The 4062-nt window shown below is 29.0% G+C and carries 1 protein-coding gene; it reads right to left on the reverse strand.

The genetic code is table 4. The annotated features are described in order from the left end of the window. On the reverse strand, positions 1-4062 hold a 4062-nt coding region (locus OF364_RS02965; protein WP_263774126.1), incomplete at both ends, for a hypothetical protein.

Here is a 4062-nt window from a genome sequence, read left to right on the forward strand (position 1 = left end):
TCTAAATCAGTGTAACCATCATTATTAGCATTAGTTTTTATCTCACTGACTTTAGTTAGAGCTTTTTCATATGCTTGAATTGCTTGATTAATTTTAACAATTTCTGTACCTGTATTTTTAGCTAGAGTTTCAGCGTTTTTATAATCAGTGTCTTTAAAAGTTTTATATAAACCTTCATGCTTAGTTTTAATTGTTGCGGCTTTAGTTTCAGCAGCTGTAATCGATGTTTCGGTATCTGAAATTGTATTAGTTAAATTGTCCAATTCAGTTTTTAGTTCAGCGATAGCCTTATTTTTATCAATATTGTGTTGTCTTAGAACATTTTTTGCACTTTCTATTTCAGTGTTAGTGGTTCCGACAGCTAAATTAATTTCATCATATTTAGTTTTGCCATCTAATTCTTGTTTTTTAGCTAATAAACTTTGTGTAGCGTTCTTTAGTGCTTCTTTAACTGTGTTAATTCTGTCTTGTTCACTTTGTTCTGCTTCTTTTAAAGCATCATCTGCTTCTTTTATAGACTTAGTTATGTCAGTAATTAAGGCTTGTGCTTCTGTTTCTTTAGCTGAATAGTGTTTTGAAGTTGCACTATTTTTAACTTTTTCAGCATTTTCTTTAATTTCTTTTAGTTTTTCAATTACTTTCTTAAGATCGGTAATATTTTTTGAATCTATAGCATTTTTAACTTCTTGTTTTAAATTATTAAATGCTTCTTTTTCTTTAGCTAAAGCATCTGTTATTTCTTTTTTATCTTTAGTATTCTCTGTATTTAGAGCATTGTAAATACCACTAACTTCATCAGTTAGCATTTTTAGTTGTTTTAGAACAACATCAAGTTTTTGATGCTTAGTGTTTTCTGGTTTGTTTTCATCATTGTGTTTTTGAATAGCATTGGTGTTTAAAGTGTTTAAATCAGGTAGGATTCTGTCCAATGAATCAATGTTACCTTTAGCAGCATTAGCTTCATTACGTTTTGCTTCAAGGTTTTTAATAACTTCTTTTAAGTCTTTTTCTAAAGCGTCAACTCTAGCATCTTCACCCTTGGCATTGTCTAGAGCTTCCTGTGTTTCAGTAATTTTATCATCAATTGCTTTTTCTAAGTTTTCAGCTTTGGTTTCGTATTCTTTATATTTATTAGTAATAGCTAAAGCCTTGGCATCAGCTGCTTTTTGTCTTGCTGCTCTTAGTTTCTCTAAAGCTGCCGCTAATTTAGTTGAATCCTCACCAGCATCATTTGCTTCTGTAAATGCCTCATTTTTAGCAGTTTCAGCTTCAGTATATTTAGTTTCAGTAGCTTGTTTTTTAGTATCTCTATCATTTGTTTTAGTTGTTTTAAGAGTGGTTGCTTGATCTAAAGTGTTTTTTAGTGCTTCTAATTTTTCAGGGACTGAAACTTTGTTTTTGTATTCATCTTTATTATATTTATCATAAACGGCTTTAGCTTTAGTAATTTCATCTTCAAATTTTGGCAGTTCTGTAGTTAGTTCATCAACTCCATCTTTTGAATTTAGATTATCAATAGCATTTTTTAATGCTGTAGTTGCACCATCAATTTCTTTTGCAATGGTATCATCTAATTTATTATTGATTTCAGCTAATTTATCAGTTACTTCTTTTGCTTTATCTTCAGCTTGTTTAGCTGAATCAGCATCACCTTTTTCTTCAGCTTTTTGTTTTGCTTCTTCTAAGGCTTCCTTGGCTTTTTCTAAATCGTCTTTAGCTTCATCTAATTTGGATTTATCAGTACCGGCTTCATCTGCTTTTTTAATGGCATCTTCAGCTTTCTTTAAAGCATCATCTAATTTATCTTTAACTTCTTTTTCATTATCTGCTTGTTTTTGTTTTAAGTCAGTTATAAATGCATCTATACCACTTAATTCATCTTTTAGATTATCTAAAGCTGTTTGAAGTTCACCAACAGCTTGGTTAATAGGTATATTATGTTCATCATATTTGCCTTGAGAAGTAGTTTTTTGGGCTTCTAAAGCAACAATAGCTTTTTTAAGCTCATCAATATTATTAATATTATCAGTTGCTTTTTGTTTAGCAGCTGCTAAATCATTTTTAGCTTTTTCTAATTCAGTTTTAACTTTATTAATTCTATTATTTTCAGCATTTAGTTTTTGGTTAACTTCATCTTTTTTAGATTTAACATTTTTTAATAAATCTTTAGCTTTACCAGTTTGAGCTTTGTATTTTTTAGGTTCAATCTCTTTAATTAAATCATCTAGTTTAGTTTCTAAGTCACCTAATTCTGTTAATGAAGTTTGTAAATCAGTTGCTTTATTATCTGCAATAGCTGTGTCAACCTTTTGAATAGCTTCTTTAGCTTTTTGTTCTAGATCTTTAACTTTGTTTTCAATTTCTTCTTTAGCTTGTTTAATTTGTTGTTTTTGAGTTGCAACTAAATTATTAGCATCATCATAAGCTGATTTGAAAGCATCATATTCAGTTTTAGCATTTTTAGTTTTATCATCATTTGAAATACTATCTAAGTTTTGAACTTCGGCTAGTTTCGATTCTAAAGCATCTAGTGCAGTTTGTCTATCATCTAAACCAACTGCCTTATTTAAGGTTTCAGTTAATTGCTTTAAAGCTTCTTTGGCAGTATTTAAGTTTTGTTTTAGTTGACCAATTCTTTGTCTTTCTTGTTCTGCAGCTGTTTCTAGTGCTGATTTTTGATTTCTCGCTTCAGTTAGTTTATTTATAATATTGGTTTTTAATGCATCAGCTTCAACTTTGGGATCATCAAAGCTAATGTCATCAAGTTTTTGTAGTAATTTTTCAATATCTGTTTTATTTTTTTCAAAAGCTGCTATTGATTTTTCTACTTCTGCTAAATTATCTTTGTTAGTATCATAATGATTTGAGTTTTCTTCAAAAGATTTTTGAATATCTTTTAATTGTTGTTTAGCATCGTTTCTTTCTTGATCAATTTGATTTTTACGAGCTAAAATATCTGCTTGTTTTTGTTCAGCAATTTTGATTTTATTTTCTAGTTCTTTAAATTCAGCTTTAAAATTATCCTTTTTAGGTTCTAGTTCATTTTTAGTATTATTAGCTGCTTCTAAAGCAGTATTTATTTTATTTAATGCATCAGCTGCTTTAGCTAAATTATGTTTGTGTTCAGCTTTTAAAGCTTCATCTACTACGTTTATAGCCTCATCTAACCCTTGGATAGCATTAGTTATTTTTTGCTTATTACTTGCTAGATCCTCAGCTTCTTTAGCTTTTACTTTATTATCTAGAGCTTGTTTGGTTTGTTCAGCTTCTTGTAGTTTTTGTTTTAAATCTTTAGCTTCATCTTCTAAATTGTTATCTTTAGCTTTTTGAATAGCTTCTTTAGCTTTTTCAATTGCTTTATTTAAAGGATCTTGAGCTGCTTTAAGTTTATCTAAATCTTCACCTTTTAAGGCTTCTTTAGCAGCTTCATTAGATTTATCTAGTTCTGTAGTAGCTTCAAGAATTTTAGTCTTAATTTCTTGTTCTTTATTTTCAATTTTTTCAATTGCTTCAGCTGCTTTATTTAAGGTTTCTTGAGCAGCATCAATTTTATCTTTTAAGGTTTTATTATCATCATTAAGTTTAGGTTCATCTTTATTTTTATCATATAGTTCTTGAGCATTTTTAATTTCTTGTTCAAGATCATTTTTAGCATTAACTATATCTGATTTATTAGAAGAATTTAAAACACCTTCAACATCTTTGGTTTTTTGTTCTAGATCTTCAATTTGCTTTTTGATTTTGGCTTTTTCAGCGGCAATTTGTTGTTCTTTTAGTTCAACTGCTGCTTTTCTAGCTTCGATTAGAGTGGTTTTAGCATTGATTTCAGCAATTTTATCTGTAATTTTTTTAGTACTTGCAACATCGCCTGCTTTTTCTGTTTCTTTTTTAGCGTCTTCTAATTTTGTTTTAGCGCTTGCTAATTTTCCAAGAACTTCAGTTAATTTTGCTTTATCTTCACTATTTTTATTATTTTCAGCTTCTTCTAAAGCATTATCTGCTTGTTGAAGGGCTTCTTTAACAATTCTGTCTAGTGCATCTTTGGCATCTTTTAGTGCTTGT

This window comes from Mycoplasma enhydrae (genome assembly GCF_025779955.1).
In the GTDB taxonomy this organism is placed as follows: Bacteria; Bacillota_I; Bacilli_A; order Mycoplasmatales; family Metamycoplasmataceae; genus Metamycoplasma; species Metamycoplasma enhydrae.